Source organism: Bacillus sp. 103mf (assembly GCF_900116295.1).
Lineage (GTDB): Bacteria > Bacillota > Bacilli > Bacillales > Bacillaceae_G > Bacillus_A > Bacillus_A bruguierae.
This window is the reverse complement of record NZ_FPAF01000004.1, coordinates 46236-72746: the sequence shown is the minus strand read 5'-3', so window position 1 is coordinate 72746 and position 26511 is coordinate 46236. Positions and strand designations below refer to the sequence as shown.

At 34.2% G+C, this 26511-nt stretch carries 28 protein-coding genes and 2 pseudogenes; 5 read left to right on the top strand and 25 right to left on the bottom strand.

Translation table 11 applies throughout. The features are described from left to right. Positions 1-123 precede the first annotated feature (123 nt). The gene (locus BM350_RS12325) at positions 124-1206 is read right to left on the bottom strand and encodes an AI-2E family transporter (protein ID WP_090914875.1); all 1083 of its coding nucleotides are present in this window, start codon (positions 1204-1206) and stop codon (positions 124-126) included. Positions 1207-1496: 290 nt separating this feature from the next. Here BM350_RS12325 and BM350_RS12320 point away from each other — a divergent pair, with 290 nt between their 5' ends. Beyond that, positions 1497-2309 (top strand): hypothetical protein, encoded by an 813-nt coding sequence (locus tag BM350_RS12320; protein WP_090914877.1) that lies wholly within the window; start codon positions 1497-1499, stop codon positions 2307-2309. 237 nt (positions 2310-2546) lie between these two features. On the opposite strand, the gene BM350_RS27515 is transcribed toward BM350_RS12320, so the two are convergent. The 10 genes and pseudogenes from BM350_RS27515 to BM350_RS12275 form a co-directional block, all read right to left on the bottom strand. Further along, the gene (locus BM350_RS27515; protein ID WP_090914879.1) at positions 2547-2639 is read right to left on the bottom strand and encodes a putative holin-like toxin; all 93 of its coding nucleotides are present in this window, start codon (positions 2637-2639) and stop codon (positions 2547-2549) included. 161 nt (positions 2640-2800) lie between these two features. After that, the gene (locus BM350_RS12310) at positions 2801-3868 is read right to left on the bottom strand and encodes a hypothetical protein (RefSeq protein ID WP_090914881.1); all 1068 of its coding nucleotides are present in this window, start codon (positions 3866-3868) and stop codon (positions 2801-2803) included. A gap of 14 nt (positions 3869-3882) precedes the next feature. Then, positions 3883-4356, bottom strand: a complete 474-nt coding sequence (locus BM350_RS12305) for a tetratricopeptide repeat protein (protein ID WP_090914883.1) — start codon at positions 4354-4356, stop codon at positions 3883-3885. A gap of 41 nt (positions 4357-4397) precedes the next feature. Beyond that, positions 4398-5102 carry a phosphopantothenoylcysteine decarboxylase domain-containing protein gene (locus tag BM350_RS12300; RefSeq protein WP_170857697.1) on the bottom strand — a complete coding sequence of 235 codons (705 nt, stop codon included), beginning with the start codon at positions 5100-5102 and terminating at the stop codon, positions 4398-4400. Positions 5103-5105: 3 nt separating this feature from the next. Then, positions 5106-5930 carry an AAC(3) family N-acetyltransferase gene (locus tag BM350_RS12295; RefSeq protein WP_090914886.1) on the bottom strand — a complete coding sequence of 275 codons (825 nt, stop codon included), beginning with the start codon at positions 5928-5930 and terminating at the stop codon, positions 5106-5108. A 701-nt stretch (positions 5931-6631) separates the two neighbouring features. Further along, entirely contained in the window at positions 6632-7309 is a 678-nt protein-coding gene (locus tag BM350_RS28015) for an alpha-helical endospore appendage domain-containing protein (RefSeq protein ID WP_348272200.1), read from the bottom strand. Positions 7310-7769: 460 nt separating this feature from the next. Then, a pseudogene (locus BM350_RS12285) lies at positions 7770-8095 on the bottom strand (phage holin family protein). 44 nt (positions 8096-8139) lie between these two features. Beyond that, positions 8140-8325, bottom strand: a complete 186-nt coding sequence (locus BM350_RS26225) for a hypothetical protein (RefSeq protein ID WP_139207637.1) — start codon at positions 8323-8325, stop codon at positions 8140-8142. 1 nt (position 8326) lies between these two features. Beyond that, positions 8327-8575, bottom strand: a pseudogene (locus BM350_RS12280) (IS4 family transposase); the annotation flags it as partial. A gap of 190 nt (positions 8576-8765) precedes the next feature. Continuing rightward, positions 8766-9290 carry a hypothetical protein gene (locus BM350_RS12275; RefSeq protein WP_139207638.1) on the bottom strand — a complete coding sequence of 175 codons (525 nt, stop codon included), beginning with the start codon at positions 9288-9290 and terminating at the stop codon, positions 8766-8768. Between the two features lie 459 nt (positions 9291-9749). Here BM350_RS12275 and BM350_RS26930 point away from each other — a divergent pair, with 459 nt between their 5' ends. Further along, entirely contained in the window at positions 9750-10364 is a 615-nt protein-coding gene (locus BM350_RS26930; protein ID WP_170857696.1) for a hypothetical protein, read from the top strand. 435 nt (positions 10365-10799) lie between these two features. On the opposite strand, the gene BM350_RS12265 is transcribed toward BM350_RS26930, so the two are convergent. From BM350_RS12265 to BM350_RS12235, 6 genes are all read right to left on the bottom strand, one after another. Next, complete coding sequence (locus BM350_RS12265) at positions 10800-11300, bottom strand: GNAT family N-acetyltransferase (RefSeq protein WP_090914892.1); 501 nt, start codon at positions 11298-11300, stop codon at positions 10800-10802. 124 nt (positions 11301-11424) lie between these two features. Further along, entirely contained in the window at positions 11425-12393 is a 969-nt protein-coding gene (locus BM350_RS12260) for an NAD-dependent epimerase/dehydratase family protein (protein ID WP_090914894.1), read from the bottom strand. Positions 12394-12802: 409 nt separating this feature from the next. Next, positions 12803-13567 carry a VOC family protein gene (locus BM350_RS12255; RefSeq protein ID WP_090914895.1) on the bottom strand — a complete coding sequence of 255 codons (765 nt, stop codon included), beginning with the start codon at positions 13565-13567 and terminating at the stop codon, positions 12803-12805. 286 nt (positions 13568-13853) lie between these two features. After that, positions 13854-14408 (bottom strand): GNAT family N-acetyltransferase, encoded by a 555-nt coding sequence (locus tag BM350_RS12245; RefSeq protein WP_090915028.1) that lies wholly within the window; start codon positions 14406-14408, stop codon positions 13854-13856. A 4-nt stretch (positions 14409-14412) separates the two neighbouring features. Beyond that, positions 14413-15078 carry a serine hydrolase gene (locus BM350_RS12240; RefSeq protein WP_090914898.1) on the bottom strand — a complete coding sequence of 222 codons (666 nt, stop codon included), beginning with the start codon at positions 15076-15078 and terminating at the stop codon, positions 14413-14415. Continuing rightward, positions 15078-15788: a nucleotidyltransferase domain-containing protein gene (locus tag BM350_RS12235; protein ID WP_090914900.1), complete on the bottom strand. Its 711-nt coding sequence runs from the start codon at positions 15786-15788 to the stop codon at positions 15078-15080. Before BM350_RS12235 ends, BM350_RS12240 begins: the two co-directional genes overlap by 1 nt. 851 nt (positions 15789-16639) lie before the next feature. Between BM350_RS12235 and BM350_RS12225 the strand changes: the two genes are divergently transcribed. Further along, entirely contained in the window at positions 16640-17176 is a 537-nt protein-coding gene (locus tag BM350_RS12225) for a hypothetical protein (RefSeq protein WP_090914901.1), read from the top strand. A gap of 302 nt (positions 17177-17478) precedes the next feature. After that, positions 17479-18597 (top strand): RNA-guided endonuclease InsQ/TnpB family protein, encoded by a 1119-nt coding sequence (locus tag BM350_RS12220; RefSeq protein WP_090914903.1) that lies wholly within the window; start codon positions 17479-17481, stop codon positions 18595-18597. Between the two features lie 291 nt (positions 18598-18888). On the opposite strand, the gene BM350_RS12215 is transcribed toward BM350_RS12220, so the two are convergent. From BM350_RS12215 to BM350_RS12180, 8 genes are all read right to left on the bottom strand, one after another. Beyond that, entirely contained in the window at positions 18889-19890 is a 1002-nt protein-coding gene (locus BM350_RS12215) for a sensor histidine kinase (protein ID WP_090914905.1), read from the bottom strand. Beyond that, positions 19887-20558 (bottom strand): two-component system response regulator YbdJ, encoded by a 672-nt coding sequence (locus tag BM350_RS12210; RefSeq protein ID WP_090914907.1) that lies wholly within the window; start codon positions 20556-20558, stop codon positions 19887-19889. The genes BM350_RS12215 and BM350_RS12210 overlap by 4 nt, the downstream gene beginning before the upstream one ends. A 13-nt stretch (positions 20559-20571) precedes the next feature. Continuing rightward, positions 20572-21555 (bottom strand): alpha/beta fold hydrolase, encoded by a 984-nt coding sequence (locus BM350_RS12205; RefSeq protein ID WP_090914909.1) that lies wholly within the window; start codon positions 21553-21555, stop codon positions 20572-20574. A gap of 254 nt (positions 21556-21809) precedes the next feature. Then, positions 21810-22091: a HesB/IscA family protein gene (locus BM350_RS12200; RefSeq protein ID WP_090914911.1), complete on the bottom strand. Its 282-nt coding sequence runs from the start codon at positions 22089-22091 to the stop codon at positions 21810-21812. A 21-nt stretch (positions 22092-22112) separates the two neighbouring features. Further along, complete coding sequence (arsA, locus tag BM350_RS12195) at positions 22113-23879, bottom strand: arsenical pump-driving ATPase (protein WP_090914913.1); 1767 nt, start codon at positions 23877-23879, stop codon at positions 22113-22115. Positions 23880-23898: 19 nt separating this feature from the next. Continuing rightward, positions 23899-24258: an arsenite efflux transporter metallochaperone ArsD gene (gene arsD, locus BM350_RS12190; protein ID WP_035432312.1), complete on the bottom strand. Its 360-nt coding sequence runs from the start codon at positions 24256-24258 to the stop codon at positions 23899-23901. Between the two features lie 55 nt (positions 24259-24313). Next, entirely contained in the window at positions 24314-24715 is a 402-nt protein-coding gene (arsC, locus tag BM350_RS12185) for an arsenate reductase (thioredoxin) (protein WP_090914914.1), read from the bottom strand. A 25-nt stretch (positions 24716-24740) separates the two neighbouring features. Beyond that, a complete protein-coding gene (locus tag BM350_RS12180; RefSeq protein WP_090914916.1) occupies positions 24741-25070 on the bottom strand; it encodes an ArsR/SmtB family transcription factor in 330 nt (109 codons plus the stop codon). A gap of 263 nt (positions 25071-25333) precedes the next feature. On the opposite strand from BM350_RS12180, the gene arsB reads away from it, so the two are divergent. After that, the gene (gene arsB / locus BM350_RS12175; RefSeq protein WP_090914918.1) at positions 25334-26392 is read left to right on the top strand and encodes an ACR3 family arsenite efflux transporter; all 1059 of its coding nucleotides are present in this window, start codon (positions 25334-25336) and stop codon (positions 26390-26392) included. Positions 26393-26511: the final 119 nt, after the last annotated feature.

Genomic DNA, 26511 nt, shown 5'->3' with positions numbered 1-26511 from the left:
ACAAATTTTTAAGTATAGGTAACGGATGAAAATCAAATAACCCATACGTATATTTTAATTATTCGTATTATATTTATACTTAGAACGAAAAAAGACCAGTTACAATCTGAACTGGTCTTCTTTCTATTTCTTATTTCTTTTCAATTTAAAAAGCCTTACTATGTTTGAAATAATTGTCTTCATTACGGCATAAGTTGGTACCGCTAAAATCATTCCAATAATTCCAGCAAAATTTCCGACACCAAGAATTAAGATGATAATTGTTAAAGGATGAATATTTAGTTTTTCACTCATAATTCGTGGTGATAAAATATTACTCTCAAATTGCTGAACAATCGTTACCACAACAATAACCCATACCGCCTGCACCGGCGATACAAATAGCCCAACAATAACCGCTGGTGCCGCTCCAATAAACGGACCTAAATTTGGAATTATATTCGTAAATGCTGCCACAATCCCTAAAATAAAAGCATAAGGCAATCCAATGATTAAATAACCAACAAACGTGAAAGCTCCGACAAATAAACAAACAAGTGCTTGTCCTTGAATGTACGCCGCCAAGGTTTCATTCGTTTCTTTAAAAACACGAAGTCCTTCTTCACGGTACGATTCTGGTAAAAAACGAACTGCTGCTCCAGGGAATTTATGACCATCTTTAAACATATAAAACAAAATAAATGGAACTGTGAAAACAACTAATGCAACGTTTGTAATAATTCCAAATAATGCAGTTGCACTCGCTGTAAGTGTATTTGGTATTTCTTTCAAATACGTAAGAGCATTCTTTTCTAATGTCTCTAACGAAACATAATCCTGTGTTGTAAGCCATTGAAATAGCCTATGATTCGATAAATCTGTTATGTATTCTCTCCCCACTTTAATATACGTTGGCATGTTCGTTACTAAATCCATCAGCTGATGAGATACAGTTGGAACTACAACGCCGACCGCAACAGCTATTAATGTAATAATAAATACATACAGTAACAAAATGGATAAATTACGCGGTACTTTTTTGTTCTCTAAAAAAAGCAGCACGGGATTAAACATAAAATACAAAAATGCTGCAATTAAAATAGGGAAAAATAAAGTGGATATAAAAATACCGATTGGTTGAAATAAAAACGAAATTTTTGTACAGATAAAAATAATCGCTACAACCATCAATACTTCTAATGTCCAAAAATGAACTTTTGATTTCAAAAAAAGTGCCTCCTTTTAAATTTCTTTTATAATTGTAACAAATTGAAGTAAAAATTTATATGTTATTTCCTCGTTCTTTATTCCAAAACATAAATAAATACACTACAATAAAGACATATATAGTAAAACTTTTGGCAGTGGAGTTTTCATTCCCTGCTGATTATTAACCAATCGGACTTTTACGGGCAGTTATCCCCTGCTTATCTCCTTTGTATTTCTCAAAGTCGTGAAATGGGATTTTATTGCCCGCAAATAATAAGATAAAAATTTGCAACTAAAAGGTGATGACTATGTCAATATGCAATATATGTAGAGATGATAAACCATGTATAGAACAATATGTAATTCCAGAAGTGTTATGTGGATATTACCATATCAACACAGTGTGTGAAACATGCTATGAAAACGTAATAGCAAGTGTAGATCGTCTATTAATTAGCCATAAGTTAATACAGTATAAAATAGAGCAGCTTAAACATCAAATCGACTCTCCTCTTCTTCTAGATATATATGATGAAGAAGAATATACAAATAAAGAAACGGATAGTGATGAGTTCCAATTCTCAAATTCTCTCATTATGAAACTATGCAAAAGACACGATATATCACTTCATAATGAAATATGGAAAGAAGAACGAGTAACAAAAGTTGCTGGTTCTATTCAACGTGAATTACTCCTTGATAACCGCAAATATAAGATGAGCTTATTGAAAATGGCTTATTTATTTGCTGTACATACAATAGACGGTTATTTTCATGATCCCGATGCAGTTGTTATTTCTAACATCTTATCTAACATAGATTTCATTGAATTAAAAGATAGAAATATTGTACGAGATTTAAGCAAAAGCTCATTATGGAATACATTAAATACCGATTGTGAAAACCATTATTTCATCTTATTAAGCGGAAAAGACGGATTATTTTGCTTTATTCGTCTCTTTGATGTGTTTGATGTCGTTGTTCATCTATCTAAAAAAAGTTACAATCTTCCGTCACCAATTGTTGGTGTAAATGATGCAATCAACCAAGTATTTTATAAAAAAAGCTTAAAAGAATATATGAATGGATTATTCAAGCCAGCAAACGGAATTCAATCTTAAGATCTGCTTTCAAAAAGAAGAACGTACGCTCTCCTTTTTTACATAAACAGGATTGTGCTATAATAACAATGAAAAGAACAATACAATCACATAAATAAGTGATTAGCATATAAGTAAAAAAAGACTAGTGTGCGGCAACACACTAGTCCCATATAACTCAGCAGAGTGGATTATTCATTATCCTATTTGTTTCTCATGAATTAAACAACCCACCTTCTATTGGCGTAGAGTGGGTTGTTATTTTTTGAGCTTGTCGATTAATAACACGACGAACGTTAGCAATGCAACGAGAAAAAGACCGCCTTGCAAAAGCAACGTAAGTTCACTCAAATTATCACCTCCCAACACTTAGAGAAGTGATAATAGAACAACCACTCTGACCATGAGTTACTCTTTCATTTTATCATAATTTCTATTTCTTGACGATGAAAACCGGCAAGCTTTATACTTGCCGGTTATTTTATTGTGTTGAGAAATATGATCCTTTTTTATCACTCATGACTGCTTCTCTCTTGAACTTTCTTCATAATGGCATCATAAAACGCTCTCTCATCATCCACATTGATATGAACTTTTGTGACTATTTTTTGAAACCCATAAAGCATAGTTGCTTTCATCGGCTCTGTCAATACGATTTCAAGTTTCGCAGGTTCTTTTATAAACTCGTTTACTGCTGCATCAAAAATTTGTTTTTGTTCCATTTTAGAAGGTAATAATCCTTTATAATGATGTATGCTTTCAATATTATAAAATGGTACGATAAGCTGTTTCGTCAAACCAACTTGTAAAATAAGTTCTTTATCAGTTACAACATATGGACATAAACGAATTGCTTGTATTTCTGCTAAGAAAAAGAGTGTAGCGTAAATATTTAAGATGAGCAGAACCCATGCTACAATCGGATTCCATTGATGAAGAAAATAATGAAAACCGATTGATTCAATTAAAGTTGCATGTATGAGCATAATATAAAATGCAATGGAACCTGTTTTTTTGTGATACGTAAACATATCTGAACCTGCATGTACTTTTTTACGCCAAGAGAATAACGCGTAGTATAACAACTTACACTCTGATAACAATACATTCGCAACAACATTTTCGGAAACGGAATCGTACACTGCCTTTTCGCTCGCATGTGAAAAAGATGAATATGCGAGCCTATATTTCTTATAAGAGCGAATAATCGCAGGTAGTTTTCTTGCTATTTTGTAAAAAAGATAAAGCTCTAAGCAAAGAAATACAATTTCCCCAGCTACTACTATATATGTGATAAACGAAAAAGATTCAAAATACGGATTTGGAATAATAAACCTTGCAACAACATAGCCTGCAAGTATAACAGGAAAGACGTATTTTAATGAATACCGCTTTCTTATAATAAGTATGTAAGTGACGATTGGAATCGTGAGTATAAAATCAAATAGAGAACCAAGTGCTACTCTGCTTGGTAAAGGCGACATGATTGGTAGTGCATAAACAAGAATATTCGAAAGGATAATCAAACTCGTAATAGCAAACCAGATTATCCATCGTTTCTTCGATATAACATGATTCATGTAATCATTCCCTTTTATTTAAAAATTTCATTTAAATGCTCTTTATAAAATGTAATTGCTTTTTCAAATTGTTTTATACCTTCCGTCTTTATTGCCACATCCAGCAGCAGTTTCATCGCATCTTCATAAGATTGTACATTGTACTTTGCTATTGATAAAAACACTTTCATGACGTCATCATCTGGATAACAGTTTATTCCCGCTTCTAATGTAGCAATAGCTTTATCGTATTCTCCAATACACCGATATGTACTGCCTAAACCGATATAAGCACCTCGTAAACTGTCCCCTTCTAATCCTAGTTCAATAGCTCTCTCATAGAATGGAACGGCTTCTGTTTCCATTCCCATAGCATCATGTGTCCATGCACATTGATAAAAGATTTCTGGATTTTGTGTAAAGTTTGTTAAATCTAACAATATCTCTCTTGATTGAGGAAGTTTTTTCTCATTACGTAATTGAATTGCTTTCTTCAATAGATCTTCCATCTTCTCACCCTATAATATGTATTCTTTTTTCACTCTCATTATTAATGAAAAACAACTTGTTCTTCTTCAGAATGAATCATCGCAAGTTTTCTAATAAGACTTTTTGCTGTATTTGCCTTATCGGTACATACTTGAACTTCACTATCTTTAGAAATAATGTAGTGATTCGTTTCAGAGGTATAGAGTGCATGAGAAGTATTTGCAACTATGAAATCTGCTTGTGCACCTTCCATACGGATTTGTGCTCTCATTATCAATTCTTGTTGACTTATACCGCTCTCTAACTTAAATCCGACTAACACAACACCCGGATCCCATTGCTTAATTTGTGCTAGTACTTTTGGAGCTTTCTTAAAATGCATAACTGGCGGCATATCGCTTGATAACTTTCCTGATTTATCTATTATATTTCCTTCTTGATCGACAATTTTATCAACAATCCAATCCGAGCCAGCAGCCGCCATAATGACAATATCTACTTTTTCACTTGTAATAATTTGTTTCATTTTATCTTGTAAATCGATAATTCCTTCAAAAGAATGAGAGGAAAGATTATGAGCCACTTCAGGTTTTTCTGCAAAGTAACCATGTAAATATATAACAGAAGCCCCGATCTTCAACGCTTCTTCTGCAAGAAGCTTTCCCATTCTTCCTGTCGATAAATTCGTATGCCCGCGTACTTCATCCCATTTTTCTAAACAGCCGCCACTTGTTATGAGTACCTTTTTCCCTTTCATGTTCCCCATCCTTTAATTACATATTTGCTTCGTTTGTTTTTGAGTTAAAAACCATTCTGTTCCAAAATCAACGGCTTCTCGTTGTTTCATAAATTTACATGATGCGTTCCCTATTTTCCCTACTATAACCAATCCAGTTTCATCAAATGCCTTCCCTAAAAGCTCAAAATCATCAGAATCATAGTCAAACTCCTCATACTCTTTCCATTTGCGAACTCCATTTTCGATAATTGGTGCTCCCACTTGAACTTTTTTTCGATATTGCGAACGAACTTCAGATAAATGAAGTGATGTATTCGAATCATGATCTACTCCGATTAATAATATATATCCATCTAAATCATACATTTTTCCCAAAGGTGACTGTTCTCCAAAACTAGGAGAAAGGATGTGTCCATCAATAATTTGCTTTGCGTGTTTTCCCCACGCCGCAAAGCTATGTAAAGGATGGTTACTTCTTTTTGTATTCGGATATGTCCGAAAACACTCCACTACTTTCCCCATACTTCGCGTTGGTGTTGTTTCTGGATGAAACGGTGGTACATTATCACGAATAATTTCCCACCAACTTTCTGGAACAGGTGGCATTTGCCAATTTTTCGGATCAGATAGATCACTCGTTTGAGTCGGCATAATAATTGTTCCTTCTTCTGTAACTACTTCCATTAAAGCTTCTACTACAGCCAAAGCGTCTCCACTTACCCAACCAATCGAACTAAGAGACGAGTGTACAATAACGTCCATTCCTTCTGTAACACCTAATTTTCGTAAATCGCTTACAATTGTACGAATTGTATTTGGTATTTTTGTTTTGGCAATTAAATCGTTCATATTCATAATAAATCCCCTATTTCTCTACTAAAATTTCTTTAATATGCCATTTATATATTATCATATTTTTCTTAATTTTTAATCAAAAAAAGGGATTATCCTTCACTATACAGAATTTCCCCTTAAAAAACTGGAAAAAGACGACCTTAAAAGATCATCTTCTCATGCTGTTATTTTCTCCTCTTTTTTCTCCATAACCACCGCAAAACTATGTAAAATCATCCCTATGACAACAAGGCTGATGGAAATGGTGCTGACAATAATATTAATTCACCAGATTGCGTTGAACTACAAAGAAGAAAAAAAGTAAAATATGTAAATGATAAGCCAGCTCCATACCGGAGCCGGCTTCATTTTGTAACTGGTTGTTCCATTAAAATAAAGTATTAGACTAAATAGAAGATATGGGATTTTCATACGGTAAATAAGAACAATTCTGGGAAAACAAGCGTAATAAAAATAAGAATGTATATATTCTTGCATAAAGTTTTTAAAAGAGAAAAAGGTCTAATCCTTGTTGAATATAGAATTAGTCTCTGTGTTTACTGCGTATAATGACATGTTATGTAAACCTCACATGTATGTATAAAAAATGAGCTAATATTAGCTCATTTTTTTGTTTCTATCATCAATCAATACTCATCTAGTAGTATTCGATTCTTTTATGGAATCATTCACTACATATTCAGCAGTAAATAAAATAATAGTTACGGGCAGTCAACAATATCAATATCAATACTAACACTAAAAGGTGGTGGGGGTGGTGTACCTACTCCCACAGTAGGAAATGTAGCGGTAACACTTACAGTTCCAGGTCCGTCAATGGCTGTAAAAGTAGCGGTATAGTTACCCGATGCATCTGTAAAAGCAGGATTAGGGGATATAGTAGCAAGAGCAGGATTATCTACTGTAAAATTGACTGGTGTACCTGCTGGAGCGGGACTTCCATTCACCAACACTTGACCAGTAAGGGTCGAGGTATTAGGCACTGGCCCCGCTATAGAAGAAGCACATATCGTAGTTGGATCAGCCTCTAAGGTAATAGTTACTGTGGGTGAAGGAGGGGGAGTAATAGTTGCTAATAGAGCCAGAACATTTTCAAACTTGAATTCCAACAGCATTTCCTTTTTGATGACATCGCGAAGGGTTCTTTGTACACTTGAGTTGACAGTAAGAAGATTAGATATCGTAACTACGGAAGGAGAAAGTGTAGTTCTTCCCGGCGGTAATGTTCCTAAAACAAATTGAAGCTTTTCTGCCTCTGCATTGATAATGTGAGCCAAAGCTAATTCTTCTAGGGCAATGGAGCTTAAAAGCAATGGAATCGTCTGTGCAGTAGAAATAGAAATGGCGGGAATAATATTGGGGATATTTGGAAAAGACAAGATATTCATCCTTTCTAGGAAATCGTCGAATCATTTTATTCTGTTCATAGATCTCCTATTTTTGTTATTTGCACATTCATAAATCTTGATCGTTGTTTTAAAAGAACATCATGAGTAAATACTTTTATTGTTTATTGTGCTTTATATCTTACTCAACAAAAATTTGAATCAATGAGCACTTGTCTATATGCACAAGTTGATTTTCAGATGAAAGAGCCCTTTTTATTTTAATCTATGGAACACCTATAATATTAGTAAGAATGCATATAATCAATTCAATAATCCTCTCCTCTAATTATTTATAAAAAACACTTCTGATAACACTAATTATGTGAATGGAAAGTCCCTTCAGTACTTTGAAGGGACTTTTAAAGGTTTTGCGATGCTTTGTTTTATGTTAACGAAAAGTTTTTTCATGTACAGAAAACACCTTTTCAGTCTTCAACTATTTTTTAACAGCCTAATACTTTTTTCTATATTCTAAAACTTTTTTTAATTTTTCTAAAAATGATAAAAGCTCATTCCCCATAAAAAAGAAGATTGTTGCTTCACGAATAGCACTGTTACTCCCAATTGCTAGATCTATTTGTGCAGCGCATGAAACCAATAAAAAAGCACTACCTTTTTGGCAATGCCTCGAAACCCGATTTTGCTTTTTAATTCACCGTTATACCCTGCAGCTATCATCCCTGTTACATAATCAATTGCTGCCATTGTAACTAAAATTTCCAGTGACACGTCCCAACCTCCTAAAAAGTAACCGCAAAAGCCTCCGAATGTTGCAATAAATTATTTTGTTAATACATCGATACGATCCAATTGTTTACCTCCTATTTCAAAATAAAAAAGAGAAACGATTGCTTCTCTTTTGTTATATAAAACGTTGTGCTATTTGTCTTTAAAACGAAAAAAACGTTCGAATCAGCACGGATATTAATATTACTTGGAATTTCTAGGTCACCAATTGTGTATGTTCCTGCTGGAATATCTAATGTTTTTCCAGATGATTCGTTCAATTAAAAACTGGCCACTATGTAAATCATATTCTAGTTGAATTTTTATACCCGCTGTTTGGGCACAACCACCTAACCTAGGGTACACATTAGCTAAATGTTTTGGCACCTGGAAAATCGTTGCATCTAAAATACGAATTCGTTGAAAATAAACGATTGAAGAGCTTGGAATCACTGATGCCTCACTAATTTTACTTTTTAATAATGCAGAGAAAATGTGTTTTAAAAAGCAAACAGCTTTTTTTGGATTAAAAAAGGGGAAAATTGGTTGGGCTTATGGGAAGGAAATGAGTAATGTTAATAACGCTAAGAGTATTTCAATACAACACAACATCATTTATGTTACTTTCGTTTTTTGTCGAATTTCATAAAATAAAAACTTGACTCAAAAGATTCGTCATTCAACGAACTTTTGAGTCAGCCTCTTTGATTTATAGATTGAGTTAAGGGATAGTATACAGGATAGTGGCTGCCGCTCCATCCGTTAGGGCACCGTCGTCACTAGTAACAACTTGAACAGATAATAAATCATATTGATTGACAACTAAATTAGCAGGTGCGAATGCGTAACAATTTCCTGCTGTTACCGTTGCAGTAATACTTGTATTCACAGGAGTATTCGTACAATCTCTACTTATAAATATTGTACCTGCTACCGGGAACCTATTAGCCATAGTTTCATCGCGGACACTTAAAACGAGACCCGTAATGGTTGCTGTCTGTGCTATTACTACACTATTTTGGAATAAATTACCTCCATCAGTACCTAGTCCGATGAAATTACCACTTAGAAGTGATGATGCACTTGAAGCTAAATAGATCGACAAAACGCATCCACAAGGGGGGGCAAGCTCATCAGCAATCGCATGTTGTACAGTCTCATCTGCTAATTCATCAACTGCAAGAAGATCATTAACGGTAACTGGACCTCCTGTAGATCCCGGTTCAGTCCCCAGAACTTGTTGCACGTTATCTGCAGCCTGATTGATTGCTTCAGCGTTTTCGAGATTTTTTAAAGCATCGGACAAAATTGAGTTTGGATCTGTATTATCCTCAAATTTCACAATATATGATACCTCACTTTCATCGAGATAAATTCAATGTCCACCACTACAACTAATTGTAGTGAATTCTGTTTCGCCCTACCACCGCCACTATAGTCACTCACTAAAAGTACCTGCAGTACCGCCAGCGCCTCCTTGCGCAATGCTCAACGAAATCGAATCGTAAAATTGGGGTAAAGGGGCTTGTGACAAAGCAAATCGCTCTGAACATTAAATGTGGTTACATTAACAATATATTGATAGGTGTTGGCAAATGAATCTACGCTTGTCTATTATTGATAGCCTTTTTATGCATTTGAACCTTGGAAAGAAGAAAAGGTTCAAATGCATTACTTTCTAAATATTCAAACTTAAGTGCGCGATATGACTGTTAAAGGAGGACATGAAGTTTCTTTTTGTATACCCCATACATCAATAGTTAACATAACATTATCAGAAGTTAATGTATTTAGTTTATTTAACATTTGCTATCCGTTAGTAAAGATTGATGAAAGGTCTATCTTATTAAAATCACTAATAAGATATATTGATTGCTTAATATTAGGGGGTGTATGTACTATTATGCAATTTGCTTTTGTAGAAAGCCTAACAAGGATTCCTATACCACCAGCCAATGTAGCCATTCTTACTCTCCCGCCTTTTCCTACATCTCGCCAAATTGTAAAACTAGAATCAATGGCAACTGTTTACTTGGGTTCACCTGGTCCTAATCCTACTAATTTTGAATTTTTACTGTCTTACCTTTTATATCGTGACGGAACTTACATAGCTTTTACGTCACAATCTGACATTGCACACCGTAGTATAGAAATAACTCCTAACATTACGTGGGTTGATGTACCACCATCAGGAACTCATACCTATGAGATAAGGATAGCGCTAGCTGTACCAACGGGAACTGTTACCGATATAAGAAGTCGTACATTAACCGCTACTCTGTACCCAGAAGGTCAAGTGCTTCCTTCAACAATGACTTAGGTGTGCGAAAGGCGGCTACTTGTGCGTAGTCGTCTTTTTCATCAATTAGATTTTACCTTTGTACTCTCTTAGCGTGGGTTTTTTCCAAAATGCTGGCGGGTACCCCATGCCCATCAACTTAAGGTATTTTAATACCCCCACGTTATTCTTTCTAAACAAGCTAGATTAGAAAAAATAACGTTTTTGAACAGTTCACTTCAAAGTGAACTACTTGATTTATTCGACGGATGAAAATCGGCAGGGCTCCAACTTGGATAACACAATTATTAGGATTGGAATGTTGCTTTCTGACATGAATTTGGATAAGAGTACTTGAAACACTATATTTTCCTTTGTATTAACGAATTTAATTATTCAACAAATTGTTAAACCTCTCCTATTTTTAGTGGGAAATATAATCGCTTTCATGTATAATTCCCAGTGACATTAAATTTCTTATAAAAATAAAACCATATATTCTTCATCTCGATAGACTTCATCCATTTTCAATGCCCTTTTTTCTACACCATACGATTCAAATCCAATTGAATGATATAATTTTTTTGCTGCCATATTATCCGAAACAACTGATAAGCCAATTTGCTCTATACTTAACTTCTTTGCTTTTTTGACGACTTCATGTATTAGATTACGTGCATACCCTCTTCCTCTACTTTGAGCACTTACATACATCCCAACAATGTGCCCTTTATGACGCAGTACTGCTCTTGATTCTGTTAATAATGTTACAATTCCTACTAACTTATTATTCTCATCAAAAGCACCAAATGTATAGCTATGTTCCCCTTGTAAATTTTTTATTACTTCTTGAATCGGCTCTTCTTTTTTGATTGCTTCCTCATATGTAGTAACATATGCTTCTGGATTTTTTTGCAATGCTTCTAAGCGTAAATTCCAATAATTTTCTGCATCTACTTCAGCTAACATTCTAATCATCCGGCTACATCCTTTCTTACATATAAAATAAAAATCTGCCTTTAGACAGGTTCTACAAAATTAGATCTTTTCCTTTATATTATGAACAAACATTTAGTTTACATAACAATATTATTTTAAATTTTTACCTCTGAAATGAAAAAATACGAAGTACCTCATCAACTTTATTCATATTAGCATCACTTAACTGAATATTTTCAGTTTGATAAAAATGATATGCCTTCTGTAGACCAGTGTGCAAATTTACTTGTGGCACATATAAATGATATGCATTTAATTTTTCTATATTCATCGTGTAAGTAACATTACGGAACGGAAAATAATTTCGTGTTGAAATGGCAGGGTCTAATGCTGTTTCATCTATTTCCACAGTATGTGCATCTATTCCTACTATATGACTTGCTGTATCGACGAGTGTCTTCCATGTAATATCTTCTGGATACGACAAATTATAAGCTTGTCCATTAGATTGCTCTGAACCTATTACACTTTCCATCACTTGAACTACATCATCAATATGTACAAATTGCACTGGACCCACATTTTTGGGAATAGGAATAGTAAGGGTTTTTGTCAAGCGATCGAATATGTACGCTTCTCTATACAAATTATTGCCTTCACCATAAATATACGAAGGTCTAAAAATCGTAATTGGAAATCCTTCTTGTTTATGTAAGGAAAATAAATAATCTTCCGCTTCTTTTTTATCGAGTCCATATTGTCCCCAATTATAATTTTCTGTTCGCTCAAAATTTTCAAATAAAGTTTGATTAGAAGGAGCATACACTGCTCCTGAACTACATAATACATATCGCTTTAATTTACTTGTATCTATATAATCAAGCAATGTTTTTACATGATTCTTATGATAAGCCGTAATATCAAAAATAAAGTCGTACTGTTTATCTGAAATATTCTTCTGTATATCTAATGAAACATTACGATCTCCAATAAGATGTGTACGTACTCCTTCATAAGTAATTTCTCGTGTTCCTCTAGTGAAAATATCTACCTCATATCCTTTAGAAATTAAAAACTTTGCTAATGCTTCACTAACAAACTGTGTACCACCCATTACTAATATTTGAACCATCTATGTATCCCCCATTTTTTAAAGAATCTATATAAATCCACATTAAAAAGTTGACATAAAAACCCTCTTGCTTTTTAGATGGTCGAGAGCATCTAAAAAGCATAGAAGCGGTCAGGTCCTTTTGCTGCCACATGCAAGGTTTCAAACAAAAGGAGAAAGCGAGCGTAGGTCATGCTGTATTCTGCATAACAGCGACTTATAAAGAAAAGCGGAGCCGACTGTTTAGGCCCGTTGGCTAAGGTTCTTTCACACAGAAGGTGTTTTTTACCTTCTCGTGTGGAAGGTTCTTAGACATGAGGGCTTAGGAGGCAGAGCTAGACAAAGATGTCGAAAAATTAAAATAGATATATATTTACACTATAAGTTTACAACTATAGCCCATATTTCCCCATAATAACTTCATATTTATTTACAAAGATAAAGGTAAATGCAGTTGTTTCGGAATAGCGTGTAAAAACTCTGATGTATGTTTCAGCGTAATAGAATAAGAATGTTGTATAAATTGTAATGTGTCTTCTTTTTTATTTACGTTTTGGATAAATTCTATATCCGGAGTTCCAAAAGTAATGCTCATTTTCGGCATTAATGCTCTCATATCAATTGGAATCCATGGCCTTCCTTCTTTCACAACAACTGCATGTGCAGTTCCTCCAATTACAAAATTGAATATATCTTGGTCATGCATTGTCTTCATTTGCAATGTATTTTTCAACCATTCTCGAAACATAGGAACAGACGGAACTGGAAATCCAACTTCTCTTACATACATAACTTGTAAAGGACCCTTCCTTTGTAAAACCTCTTCTTTTACATATTCATGTGAAATAATCTCGAGAATATTTCCATCACTATCTTTGAAATATACGGCTTTACTGATTGAAGAATGATAAGTAACTTTTTCACCTTGTTTATCCTTTAAAATTTGTACACCCGATTGTGTGAGCCACAATGCAATTTCATCAAACAGAGAGTACGGCACTTGAAAAGCAAAATGAGTTGGCACAATTGGTTCTAATATTTCTTTGAAACTAATGGTTGTAAAAGGAGTAACTTGAAACTGAATAAACGTTTCTGTTTGCTTTGCAATAGGAAATTGCAGTATATCAGCATATACTTGCTTTGCGCCTTCAATAGATAATGTTTGTAATTCTATATCTGCAAAATGTGTAATCATCTAGCATCCCTCACAATGTTTATACTTTTATTACTAGTGTATAAAAGATACTTCGTAAAGGAATCCACTGAAAGAGGGATAAGGAATTTACTACTTTTGTAGTATAGGCATATTCACCAACATCTCTTCTCCTTCTATTACAATTGCCATTAGACCCGCACTTGTACTTATTCCGTGATTTTCAGCATTTTTCCAAAAGCAGCCTCTCCCACCTGAATATAAATCTTTTCTTTATTCTCTCCACACCCATACCCTTCTCCTTGTGCAACTAACAAAAGTTGATTCGTCACTGCTTCATGATAGCCAACAGTTCCATTAACTCTTCTTTTAACATACTAAAACGATAACGATCGACAAATTCTCCGTGTCTTAGTCGATCTTTTCTCATTAATCCTTCACATACAAACCCAGCTCTTTCATAACTTTTCATCGCTTTTGTATTATCTGCATCTACTCGCAGCCAAATTTTTTCTAAACCGAACTGTTTAAAGCCAATTTGCAGCATTTCGTATAAAGCGGCCATTCCGTAACCTTTTCCCCAATATCGTTTATCTCCAATCGCAATTCCTAGCTCTGCATTTTTATTTGTTCTATCGAAATTTTTCAAATCGATCCAGCCGATATGCACACCTTCTTTGGAACAAATTGCTCTTTGTTCATAACCATTTGTTCGATTGATGCACATTTCAATCCATCTTCTTGTGTCTTCACGTGTGAATGGCGGATATTGATCTGGAACTACTAGGTGACGTGTTACTTCTTTATCTAATGACCATTGATAACGGTCTTCTATATCCTCTAATGACAATTCCCTTAATTGAATATTCGGTAAACTAACCATGTAATCATTCCTTATTTTTATATGTTTGTACAATTAATTCTCCTATATTTTTCAGTACTTGTTCTAGTTGATACCACGCTGTATTTTCATCGTATGCTCGAACAAATCCAATACAAAATAACACTCGATCTTCTAAATATAAATAACCAACATCATTACAAACTGTTTCAAGCCCACCAGTCATATGTAACCATTCATATTGATTTGAGAATTGGAAACCATCTGGGTCTTCTTGTTCTTTTAAAGATTCGAAGATAAACATATTCTCTTTTTCATGCTTATATAAGAATTTCATGAATTGAAATACACTAGCTGGTGTTCCACAATTTTTAGTTATATTCGTATTATCCTTATTAACGAGTATATCGAGTTTCATATGCTGTAATTCAATATTCATCTCTCTTATATCAATTTTTTCTAAAATACAATCATATGCTTCTCTCGAATGTTTACGAATAGCCTCTTTGATTGTCATTGGTGCTATATGCTCACTTTTCTGAAAAGCAATACTACCTACAATCCATTTTGTCAAACTCGCTAAAGGGAACTTTTGATTTTCATTTATACATAAAGTTTCATTTGTTTTAGTGTCATACAAATACAAACCTATTTCTACAGAAGAAGGAATGAGTTGTTGTACATCCTTTATCAAAAGATTTTTAAGTCCCATCACTTTTCAACCTTTCCAATACAAAATCCCTCAAAAAGTCGTCCTCCATACATACCTAAAATACCATTAACAAACGCGATAACTTGCTTTTTCGCTCCTGTTTTATAAAATTGTTCAAACACCGCTGCAAACTCTGCAGCAAACTGTTCATCATATTTCCTCAGTGTCTTCATAAACCACTTTGATTGCCCAGTCCAACAATTATTTATTCGCAATACGAACTCATGAACAAGACCTGCAAGATGATTCGCGATAAACAATTCATCTTCTCGTTTTGTTGCACCAATAAAGTCGTCTAACACATCTGTAATAAAATACCGCTTCTGTTGTATCATTTCTTTTGTCCAAGGTTCAGGCCCTTTTTCTAATAGTTGCTGCGCTTCTTTCTTTATAACTGGTATAATCCCTTTCATATCTTTTAGCACAATTCCTTCTACAACGAGCTGCGGCAAAGAAGGACGACCACGTTTACAATCACTTGCAAAAAAGTCTTTATAAGACGTAAAGTTGTGCACAAATACTTCAACAGGCCATTCGTAGGCTATAAAAGATTCACGATACGCTGAAGAAAGAGTTCTATCAAAAATGATAATGTCCAAATCAGAAGTTTTCGTTCCTTCTCCCCTTGCAATGCTTCCTCCTAAAAGAGCCGCGTCACAATTTGGAAATTGAGATGCAAGAATTTGTTTAGCTGCTTCTACTGGTTCCATATGTACCTCTCCTATTCGTTCATTGTTATATATATTTTTTACTATCTATTACCACTTATGATATATTCGACATTACTTTTTGATTTTCCTATTTTTTAATAAAAATACGGTATGTGAAATTTTAAAACTAATCCTCATTTATTCTTATATAACATTTTAATTTTTCACTATATAAATCGATGCTATGCAAAATACAACCGGACCTATCCCCCCGTACTTGCTCTCTTTGTTTTAAACATTGTATGTGAAAAAAAGGCCCTGACCGCTTCTATGCATGGCCAGATGCTCTCGTTCTCCTCTAAAAGAAAGAGGGATTATGTCGTTTTTTAGCTTATATTGATAGATTACTTTTTGAACTATATAAATATAGCTGTTGAATAAAGTTCAATCCTTTCGTACGATCATTCTTAAATGTGATCCTTCACAAACTTAGTTATCTTTAAGCTAACTCATATATTTCAAAAACATATTTCTAGCAAAGATAAAATTAGAAACAGTCATTTGAGACTTTTTATCCCGCATTAACGGGCAGTAAGACCCCCACCTCAAGAGTGGGAGAGAATCGAAGAAGATGGATGGGGGATAACTGCCCGTAAAAGCCCGATTGGTTCAACTAACCATCAGTGGGGGATGAAGAAAACCCCTACTGATGGAAGTTTCACTTTATTTTGGGAGTGATTTTAATTAAAAAATCCTTTCATTACATTGTACATAGACCATAAACCGAATATTAATATAATTACATATATCTCGATCAAATCCCTTGTTGAGAAATAAATTAACCACTTACCAATAAAAGGAAAATAATTGTACAATGAACTTGTACGTATTCTATTATAGGAGTGATAAATTTGAAACGTGTTATGGGTGTACTTTCTACTGCTTTATTAACTGGCACAATGTTGTTTGGTGTATCAAATACGGCGGCTTATGCAGATTCTTCTTCACAGCCATATAAAGTTGTAACACCGGGTGAATTGAATGAAAATCCTACAACAATTGGATTTGATAACAAAGCCGAATTTGAAACATACTTAAAGACACATCCAGTTTCTCCAAATGTTACAAAATCTCTACAATCTTCATCACAGATTTATTCTACTTTTTATTATGACATAGATTTAAAGGGAGCGCGTTTTACTGTGAACTCGAGTAGAAACCCTGTTATTTTAGCTAACTTTGGTGGTTCAAATAACGATGCGGTTTCATCTATCCTTACGCATCCATTTGGAGACTATACAACAATTTATGAACATAGTAATGCAAAAGGACGCGCGCTTGCTATTGTAAACAATGGGAAATATATTAATTTAACAACAGTTAGTATGGGAGATGGCGCAAGAACATGGAATGATCAAGTTTCCTCTGCTATTGTGAAGGCAAATTAATACTAAACTAATAGAAACAATGAGGGGCCGACTCTTAGGAGTTGGCTCTTATTACTGCTGTAGCTTTGAAACAAATTCGTACCGTTTTATTTCATTGACCAATACATTCATCAAATTTTTCGTACAGGATACTCCAACTTCAAGGAATGAGTAGGGCGTAGCCCAATGAGTAAGTCGGGGAGGATGTGCAGGATGTTTTTTGCGTAGCAAAAAACATCCTGCACATCCTCCTTTCCTTATTTGGTATATGTTCTTTACTAAATAAAAGATATAATTATTTTAGTAAAGGAGGTGATTCGAATATGAATATAACCATTACAGCTAAGTTAAAAATGAACCCTACAATCGAACAAGCAAAACTGTTGGAGGAAACGATTTTTGCATACCGGAAAGGATGTAATTTTGTTTCTCGCATTGTATTTGAAAGCAAGAACCTTGTACAGGTTTCTTTACACAAAGCTACATATCATGTGTTACGTTCTTCTTATGGCTTGCGTTCGCAAATGGCACAGTCTGTTATGAAGACAGTGATTGCAAGATATAAAACGAACAAAAGCAATGGACATGATTGGTCTTTGGTACAATTTAAAAAACCGGAGTATGACCTTGTTTGGAATCGTGATTACACTCTTTCGGTAGGTACATTTTCAGTTAATACATTGCAAGGTCGTGTCAAAATTCCATTCGAAACAAAAGGAATGGAACAATACTTCGATGGATCATGGTCTTTTGGAACAGCTAAGTTAGTGTACAAGCATAAGAAATGGTTTTTGCACATTCCTATGACAAAGGAGATACAAGAAGCGTCCGTCCATAATATCAAACAAGTAGTAGGAATTGATTTTGGAATCAATTTTGTTGCGACTTCTTATGATTCTCAGGGGAATACATCCTTCTTTAATGGGAAAATAATCAAACATAAACGAGCAAGATACAAAGCAATCCGCAAACAATTGCAGCGTAAACAAACTCCATCTGCCCGTAAACGATTGAAAGAGATTGGAAACAGAGAAAACCGTTGGATGACCGATGTAAATCATTGTGTCAGTAAGGCACTCGTTTCTGAATACGGAGCAGATACGCTATTTGTGATTGAAGATTTAACGGGCATTCGTGTAGCAACAGAACGAGTAAAATGCAAAGACCGTTATGTTTCTGTTTCTTGGGCATTCTTTCAATTACGTCAAATGCTGGAATACAAAGCTCGAATGGAACAATCAAAGGTTATTGCGGTAGATCCTGCCTATACTTCTCAAATATGCCCAAAATGCGGACACGCAGAAAAAGCAAATCGTAATAAAAAGAAGCATATTTTTTGTTGCAAAACATGTGCATATACCTCCAATGACGACCGCATCGGAGCGATGAATCTTCAACGAAAAGGAATGGAGTACATCGTTGAAGTAACAAAGGAAGCATGACTTCCCTTGTTGGGTAGCTGTCAACCTGCCCTTATGTAAACACCAATTGAAGGAAGGAGATCCGTAAGAATCGTCTGCACTTCTGGGTAGTTACAAGCCCCCACCTCAAGGAGCATTAGCGAGTAGGTGGCGGGTCAGTTGACACAGGTTTATTTTTGATAAACCCTAAACTTAAATCTACTAAAAAAGAATCCATTTTGAAAAGAGAATGATCAAAATGGATTTAATTCAACTATTTAAATTACAAAATATTCAAACCATATTCCTTTACAAAATAATAATAAGTATCCCTTATATATTATTTTCGATTGCGGTAAAACAATATATAGTCCCATCTTTATTTGACTGTAAAGTATATTTAATATTGAGCAATCTAGATATATCTTCAATTATTTTTAATCCAAGTCCCGTACTTTGACCATTCATATCAAAACCAATTCCATTATCCCTAATAGAAACAACACTATTTTCAATCGTTATCACAAGTTTTTTAGCTTTTGAATGTTGTAACGTATTCTGAAAAATGTTATCAAATAATCTTTGAAGCCACAAATCGTTACTAGTCCATATCAAATCTTTACGTATTGGATTATATACTAATTCGATATCATGCATACTATACAGATAACTCCATTTTTTAACCATCGTTTCTAATACATTATGTATATTCACATCATCATTTACAATATAAGAATTCTCTAATGCATCTGTAGATTGTAATTTAAATTCATTGGTTAATTCAGCAATATACTGTATTTGTTGATATAACGATTCTAGTACTTGTGTTTGAGCATTATATTGGTCTTCTAAATAAAATAGTTGTAATCTCATAGCTGTTAAAGGTGTATTAATATCATGTCTTAGTTTATTTAAAAGTTCCTTCTTCATTTCCTCTTGCTGTTTAAGTTCTAATTCTCGGTATATAGTTCTTTCAATTAATAAATTTACTGAGCGAATTAATTCCCCTACTTCATCATCCCTTTTAACATCTAATGTATTCGGGATCTTTTTATCGCTAGCTAAATGTCGAATCGTTTTATTTAGTATATTTACCTTATTTAATAGTGAATTAATTGATTTCGAAAATAAAAAGGCTAACAATAATAGTGATACAAAAAAGATAACTAGCATTGTAGGATATGCAAATGATTCATGAAAAGGAATGTGCTTGTTCTTCGCTTTAAAGGCAATATTATAAATTATTGACATAGAGACACTAATCAATAGCAATAACAATGGTACGCTAATAATAGCGGAAAATAATAATAATTGGTATTTCTTCTTTAATTTCATTTCTTCATATAGGTATTTAGTCGATACCCTTCTCCATATATATTTTGAATAATTTCACCCGTTTTATCATGAATCTTTGTTCTAATTTTTTTAATATGTACATTCACGATATTGGGATTTCTGTCTTCTAGTTGCCATAAATAGTCAAAAAAATGTTCTTTCGTTAAAATTCTATCCCTATTTTCATATAAATAGAAGAATATTTTACGCTCAATCGTAGTAAAAGCAACTTCATTATGCAAGCTAGTATTGAAAACCTTTTTATGTTCTGCATCAATATATAAATGTTTGATTTGCGTAAACGTACCGTATTGATTCTCTAACATTTTCTGCATTCTTAGTAACAGCTCTCTAGGATCAAAAGGTTTTATCATATAATCTTCCCCAATAGTCAATCCTTGGAGTTTGCTATCCATATCACTTCGAGCAGATAAAAAGATAACCGGGATATTTAATCCAAGATTTTTTATTTTCTTCGTAATTTGATAACCATCTTCACCTGGTAACATAATATCCATTATAACTAAATCTATCTCATGGATGATTTCAGTAATATCTTTTCCTTCTTTCTTCCAACATACATTGTACCCTTCGCGCTGCAAAATTTTTTGCAATAAATCACCAATCATCAAATCATCTTCAACAATTAAAATGTTATATCCCTTCATCACGTAAAACCCTTCATTTTTTATCTTTTTTATTCATAAACTCCATTGTAAGATTGTAGATTTCATCTGGTTCGTATAAATAAATACAGTGTGTACCGCTAACTTTTATAACTTCTGATCTTAACAGTTGTTTGGCAAAGTGCTTATAATCTTTATAATTTTGTTTTGCATATTTCGAGTTTTTATATTGTTCAGCAACCGCGTCTATAAACAATATCGGTGTTTCTTTTGGAAACGGTAGATGAATTGATTTCCTCCCATTTTCATATGCCTGTAAAAGCTCTTGCTCCATATCATCATTAAAAAATTGTTTATTGGCTATCGCTTTATACACTTCTTTTTCCTGTTCAGTTAAAAAAGACTGCCGAATTACTTCAGGATTATAAGCTAAAGATGGTACGAATCGATGCAATCCGATTTTTGTGAAAATATTCATTCCTTTTATTTTTAGTGTATCAACTAGATCTCGTTTATACGTTACATACTGTTGCGGCAAGCCAATATCTAAAGCAATGATCCCCTTTATCTCATGCGGATACTTTTGTGCCCAGTAGATAGCTTCTAGGCCTGATAAAGAGTGTGGCATTAATATATATGGTGGCTTATTCCCACTTTGAATAAGTGCCTTCCTAGTCTGTTCTAATATTGTATCAATATCTCTGTTATCTTCAAAAGCATCGCTGTAACCATAACCCGCTCTTTCTACGACAGCTATTTTATTCTCTTTTGAAAATTTGCTATACAAACCTTTAAACTCATAAACAGGAGCAGCTATCCCAGCACCAGACATAAATACATATGTATCCTCACCGCTCCCTTCATTATATACATTGATTTTTTTGTTATTAAATTGAACTAACGTCCCCTTACTTTTAATTAACGCTGATTCCTTACTTAATTTGTAGTTATGGTATATACATACAGATACTGATACAAGCAAAAGAACTGAAATGAACATAGCAAATACATTTTTTAATACTTTAAATAATTTTCTCATAGAATTCTCCTTTCAAGCTATTATATTGAAAGGATACAAAATAAAAATAAATTTCTAATAAATTTTTATACCACTACTACTCCTTCACCGTGACAATTTATTTTATTCTTTTAAATAAATAACTTTCATAAAAACGAATAAAATCACATAGAAAAAGAGAACCTGTCGATAAGGGGCTGTTGACAAAAAGAGGAAACGCAAAGCGCTCCCCCTTTTTGTCAACAGCCCCGTTTAAGGAGACCTTTTTTCTATCTCTAACAGCAGCTTTCTCCTCCGTGGAAGACCAAACCTGCTTCTTCCCCGTTGCCTTCAAAATCAAGAGTAAGTTTATCTACTGTATCTAAAACCTTTTTATCAATTGCAATCTCTAGCCCATTAATTGTTTGTACAACATCGTCTTCTTGTACTGCAGCTAACGACATTCCCCAGCTTGGTCCACAACATCCTGTACCTTCAAATGAAAAACGTAATGTGAATACACCATGCTCTTTCATAATTTCTCCAATATATGTTTTTGCTCCATCTGTAATAATCATGTTAATCTCTCCTCTTCTATTTTACACTGTTAAATGTTTTAAATTTTTATAGCCAACAATATCTTGTGCTTTCCAAGGGATCACAACATATTGTCCATTCGATCTTTTTTCGACCTCACACATCCATTCTATTTCTGACATTGCTCTGCCATGTAGGATAGGGTCTTTCGTATGCGTTGCATATAAACTTTGGTTAATTACCCACCAAGTTGGTGTGATGTTTGCTCGTTTTAAATCTTCTTGCAAACGACTTGCTTCAAGCACAGGTGTAGCTTCTGCTAATGTTACAATCACAACACCTGTTTCTTTTGTATTGCGAAGACGTGGTAATAATTGTTGTACTGAAACTGGAACTTCACCAGTCGAACGTTCGATTTCTTTATGATACGAATGTGCTGCATCAAGCAATAATAATGTATGTCCTGTTGGTGCTGTATCAATAACAACGATTTCGTTACTTGCCTTTTCTACAATGTTGGCGAACGCACGAAAAATCGCAATTTCTTCTGTACAAGGGGATCGTAAATCTTCTTCTAAATAAGCTAATCCTTCCTCATCTAACAACTCTCTTGATTGATTCAGAATTTCTTCTCGATACTTTTCCACTTCGACTTTTGGATCAATACGGCTTACGGATAAGTTGCCATGTACAAATTCATGGTGCATGACATGATCTAAGTGTGCTGCTGGATCAGTAGTCGTTAAATGAACCTTGTGCCCTTTTTCCACTAAACCAACCGCAATCGTAGATGCGACCGTTGTTTTTCCCACGCCGCCTTTCCCCATCGTGAAAATAACACTTTGACCAGTTTTGTGTATATTCTCAATCAAATCTTTTAAAGGTGCTGTTTTCATGTCTTTTGATTCTAATGTCATCACATCGAATATCGCACTGTTCATAAATAATTTACGAAGATTTTCAATACCAGTGATATTAAACGACGCTAAAGGAACAGCGTAAGTCATAACCTGCTTTAATTCGTCTGGTATTTGTTCTAATGCCTTTGTTTGTCTCTCATAAAAAGCTTGGGATACTTCATCCTCTTTCACATGATTTTGCATCATCCCATTGATAAGTAGCACTTGATTCTGTACCCCAATTTCTCCAAGTTCTTTTGAAGCCCTTGCAGCTTCTTGTAATGGAGATATGTCTGGACGTGTTACTAACACTAATGTTGTTTGTTCTCCACTAGACAGTTTGGCAACTGTTTCTTCATACAGTTTTTTCTTCTCACTTAATCCAGCAAGTGGCCCAAGACAAGAAGCACCATGTGTACTTTCTTCTAAGAATCCACTCCATGCTGTTGGAAGTTGAAGAAGGCGCAACGTATGTCCTGTTGGTGCTGTATCAAAAATAATATGATCGTACTGTTTTGTTAGTTCTTTATTTGTTAATAAAGATGAAAACTCATCGAATGCTGCAATTTCAACCGTACATGCCCCTGAAAGCTGTTCTTCCATTTGATTAATAACCGCTTCTGGAAGTTTTTCACGATAAGGTCCTACAATCCGTTCTTTATACTGGATTGCTGCTGTTTCAGGGTCTAAATTAGCTACGAATAAATTATTTACACTTTGAATTTTTACTGGTTGATTCGTTAGTTCCATACCAAACACATCTTGTAAATTCGAAGCTGGGTCTGTACTTACAAGCAATACACGCTTTCCTTTATCAGCTAATGTGATTGCGGTTGCACATGCAGTTGATGTTTTTCCCACACCACCTTTTCCCGTAAAGAATAGAAATGGTGTAAATTCCATTGTCTGTGGATTATATAAACGAGTCATGTCTATTCCTTCTTTCTCTTTACTTTTTCACGTTTAATCCTAAACGTACACGAGGCTTTTGACTTAACTCTTCTTCTGTTAATCCTGTTAATGCAACAAATTCATCATTTGATAAGTATTCTTTTTCTTTTACCACTTCACCATCAACAAGAGTAACAGGAAGTACTTCAGGACCTTTTTCCATTAACAATTTACTGATGATTTCATTTGATGCAAACGCATCTGGTTCACTTGCTAAATTATAGCGTGTGATATCAAATCCTTTATTTTTCAAATTGTTAACAGCCACAGAAACTCGAATTAATTCTGGGTCTACACTTGGTCCACAAACACCTGTTGAACAACACATTGCTGGATCATAAATTTCAATTTTTTTCATTTTCTTTTCCCCCTATATACAAGAAGCCGAGAACTTCTTCTCGGCTATGTTTTGATTACTCACCTGTTTCCGCAAATTTCTTAATGCGTGTACCAATCTCATCACGCACACGTTGAAACACTGACCAATCTTGCCCTGCTGGATCATCAAATCCCCAATGTTCATGTTTCACATGTGGAGGAATTGTTGGGCATACATCTCTCGCATGTCCACATAATGTCACAACAAAGTCTGCTTTATTTAAAATGTCAAGGTCGATGATATCTGATGTTTGACCTGTAATATCAATATTTACTTCATTCATTGCTTTAATTGCATTTGGATTCACGCCATGTGCTTCAATCCCTGCAGAGTACACATTCCATGTATCACCCAAATACTTTTTCCCGAACCCTTCAGCTATCTGGCTACGACAAGAGTTACCTGTACATAAGAAATAGATTGTTTTCTTTGTCATGTCTGTTCATCTCCTATTATTTCTTTTAATTACAGCAGTTATCATCACAAGTATCTGCACCTTGCGGAAGAGCTACATGACGAATCACATCTTGAATCAATTCGTAATATTCACTTTCGTTATTAATGGAGTAATAAATCCATTGTCCACGTCTTTCTTCTTTCACAAGCCCTGCATCCTTCAGCTTGCGTACATGTTGACTAATAGAAGGTTGACTCATTTCGAATATATCTACAAAATTACAAACACAATATTCTTGTTCATATACCATTCGCATCATCGCTAATCGCGTTTTATCCCCTAATAATTTAAGGATACTTGATACCTTTTCAATTTCTAATATTGTCTTTTGCATATCTCAACCTCCTTTTCTCACCATAAGTATATAAGCATTTACTTATATATTCAACTAAAAAATACTAATAGCTCAAAAACTTAAGCAACAAATCCTCTTTTATAAGGTTTCCTTTTCTTCTACGCCATAAACGACATTTCACTGATTCCTTAAAAAGAAAAACTTCCATTCATTAAAAATACTTGAAAAACATATAATCAAACACTAATATAAGCGTATACTTATATAAGTGAACAACAATATCTTTCAAGGAGGAGAATAAATTGGGGAATGTCAGTAAGAACCTATCCTTTTTAGATCGTTATTTAACACTATGGATTTTTCTGGCTATGGCATTAGGTGTGTTAATTGGTTATGTATCACCTAACTTTGTTGATCATCTAAATTCCTTACAAGTAGGAACAACTTTCATTCCAATTGCCATTGGACTCATCATTATGATGTACCCACCACTAGCAAAAGTTCGCTACGAAGAAATATGGCGTGTATTTAAAGACTGGAAAGTGCTATTATTATCTTTATTTCAAAACTGGGTCATTGGACCAATTTTAATGTTTATATTAGCAATCATTTTTCTACAAGGTTATCCAGAATACATGACTGGTTTGATTATGATTGGTTTAGCGCGTTGCATTGCTATGGTTATCGTATGGAATGACCTCGCACAAGGAGATCGTGAATATACAGCAGGTCTTGTTGCCTTTAATTCTATTTTTCAAATCTCACTGTATTCTGTATACACATATGTATTCGTTACAGTGTTACCAAAATGGTTAGGAATGGAGAGCTATGTCGTTGATATTTCAATGGCGGAAATTGCGAAGAGTGTCTTCATTTACCTAGGAATCCCATTTATTGCAGGTATGTTAACACGATTTATTTTTGTAAAGACAAAAGGACGTGAATGGTATGATTCAACGATCGTTCCTCGTATCAGTCCATTAACCTTAATCGCTTTATTATTCACAATCGTTGTGATGTTCTCTATTAAAGGCGAAATGATTATTCAATTACCATTAGACGTTGTACGGATTGCAATTCCATTGCTGATTTACTTCATCTTCATGTTCTTTGTTTCATTCTTCTTATCAAAGAAAATGGGAACAAGTTATCCCGTTGCAACTTCATTATCCTTTACAGCAGCAAGTAATAACTTTGAATTAGCTATCGCTGTAGCTGTTGGAGTATTTGGTATTCATTCGGGTGCAGCTTTTGCCGCTGTTATTGGACCGTTAGTGGAAGTGCCTGTCTTAATCACACTCGTCAACGTTGCTTTGAAATTACAAAAAAAGTTTTCCCATACTACTTGTATAAAAGGATAACTAAGCACGCTACTCAAAGCATTATGCGTAATGTAGATTCGTAGTAATATATACTCTATTTTATAGAAATAAAAATTATCAACTGGCGTTTTCAAAATAAAAAAGTAGCTAAAACAGCT

What these genes read in the sequence shown, in the direction of transcription:
- BM350_RS12180 (WP_090914916.1), bottom strand. Translation starts at nt 25,070, where the DNA reads ATGCAAAAGACAATATTAGAAATTGAAAAGGTATCAAGTATCCTTAAA.
- BM350_RS12320 (WP_090914877.1), top strand. Translation starts at nt 1,497, where the DNA reads ATGTCAATATGCAATATATGTAGAGATGATAAACCATGTATAGAACAA.
- BM350_RS12240 (WP_090914898.1), bottom strand. Translation starts at nt 15,078, where the DNA reads ATGGGACTTAAAAATCTTTTGATAAAGGATGTACAACAACTCATTCCT.
- BM350_RS12265 (WP_090914892.1), bottom strand. Translation starts at nt 11,300, where the DNA reads ATGATTAGAATGTTAGCTGAAGTAGATGCAGAAAATTATTGGAATTTA.
- BM350_RS12220 (WP_090914903.1), top strand. Translation starts at nt 17,479, where the DNA reads ATGAATATAACCATTACAGCTAAGTTAAAAATGAACCCTACAATCGAA.
- BM350_RS12235 (WP_090914900.1), bottom strand. Translation starts at nt 15,788, where the DNA reads ATGGAACCAGTAGAAGCAGCTAAACAAATTCTTGCATCTCAATTTCCA.
- BM350_RS12310 (WP_090914881.1), bottom strand. Translation starts at nt 3,868, where the DNA reads ATGAATCATGTTATATCGAAGAAACGATGGATAATCTGGTTTGCTATT.
- BM350_RS12295 (WP_090914886.1), bottom strand. Translation starts at nt 5,930, where the DNA reads ATGAATATGAACGATTTAATTGCCAAAACAAAAATACCAAATACAATT.
- BM350_RS12260 (WP_090914894.1), bottom strand. Translation starts at nt 12,393, where the DNA reads ATGGTTCAAATATTAGTAATGGGTGGTACACAGTTTGTTAGTGAAGCA.
- BM350_RS12245 (WP_090915028.1), bottom strand. Translation starts at nt 14,408, where the DNA reads ATGGTTAGTTTACCGAATATTCAATTAAGGGAATTGTCATTAGAGGAT.
- BM350_RS12210 (WP_090914907.1), bottom strand. Translation starts at nt 20,558, where the DNA reads ATGAAGGGATATAACATTTTAATTGTTGAAGATGATTTGATGATTGGT.
- BM350_RS12215 (WP_090914905.1), bottom strand. Translation starts at nt 19,890, where the DNA reads ATGAAATTAAAGAAGAAATACCAATTATTATTATTTTCCGCTATTATT.
- BM350_RS12200 (WP_090914911.1), bottom strand. Translation starts at nt 22,091, where the DNA reads ATGATTATTACAGATGGAGCAAAAACATATATTGGAGAAATTATGAAA.
- BM350_RS12305 (WP_090914883.1), bottom strand. Translation starts at nt 4,356, where the DNA reads ATGGAAGATCTATTGAAGAAAGCAATTCAATTACGTAATGAGAAAAAA.
- BM350_RS12255 (WP_090914895.1), bottom strand. Translation starts at nt 13,567, where the DNA reads ATGATTACACATTTTGCAGATATAGAATTACAAACATTATCTATTGAA.
- arsC (WP_090914914.1), bottom strand. Translation starts at nt 24,715, where the DNA reads ATGACAAAGAAAACAATCTATTTCTTATGTACAGGTAACTCTTGTCGT.
- arsD (WP_035432312.1), bottom strand. Translation starts at nt 24,258, where the DNA reads ATGAAAAAAATTGAAATTTATGATCCAGCAATGTGTTGTTCAACAGGT.
- BM350_RS12205 (WP_090914909.1), bottom strand. Translation starts at nt 21,555, where the DNA reads ATGAGAAAATTATTTAAAGTATTAAAAAATGTATTTGCTATGTTCATT.
- BM350_RS26930 (WP_170857696.1), top strand. Translation starts at nt 9,750, where the DNA reads ATGACTGTTAAAGGAGGACATGAAGTTTCTTTTTGTATACCCCATACA.
- arsA (WP_090914913.1), bottom strand. Translation starts at nt 23,879, where the DNA reads ATGACTCGTTTATATAATCCACAGACAATGGAATTTACACCATTTCTA.
- BM350_RS12300 (WP_170857697.1), bottom strand. Translation starts at nt 5,102, where the DNA reads ATGGGGAACATGAAAGGGAAAAAGGTACTCATAACAAGTGGCGGCTGT.